Raw genomic sequence first — 586 nt, forward strand, 5'->3', positions numbered from 1 at the left:
ATCCGGGTTGCGGACAGTGTCTGGTGGGTAGTTTGACTGGGGCGGTCTCCTCCTAAAGAGTAACGGAGGAGCACGAAGGTTGGCTAATCCTGGTCGGACATCAGGAGGTTAGTGCAATGGCATAAGCCAGCTTGACTGCGAGCGTGACGGCGCGAGCAGGTGCGAAAGCAGGTCATAGTGATCCGGTGGTTCTGAATGGAAGGGCCATCGCTCAACGGATAAAAGGTACTCCGGGGATAACAGGCTGATACCGCCCAAGAGTTCATATCGACGGCGGTGTTTGGCACCTCGATGTCGGCTCATCACATCCTGGGGCTGAAGTAGGTCCCAAGGGTATGGCTGTTCGCCATTTAAAGTGGTACGCGAGCTGGGTTTAGAACGTCGTGAGACAGTTCGGTCCCTATCTGCCGTGGGCGCTGGAGAACTGAGGGGGGCTGCTCCTAGTACGAGAGGACCGGAGTGGACGCATCACTGGTGTTCGGGTTGTCATGCCAATGGCACTGCCCGGTAGCTAAATGCGGAAGAGATAAGTGCTGAAAGCATCTAAGCACGAAACTTGCCCCGAGATGAGTTCTCCCTGAGACTT

The 586-nt window shown here is 55.8% G+C and carries 1 rRNA gene; it reads left to right on the top strand.

From position 1 onward, the window contains the following. Nucleotides 1–586, top strand: a 23S ribosomal RNA gene (locus ACLJR2_RS23685); the annotation flags it as partial.

The sequence above is a fragment of the Salmonella sp. SAL03688 genome (assembly GCF_046551895.1).
Lineage (GTDB): Bacteria > Pseudomonadota > Gammaproteobacteria > Enterobacterales > Enterobacteriaceae > Salmonella > Salmonella enterica.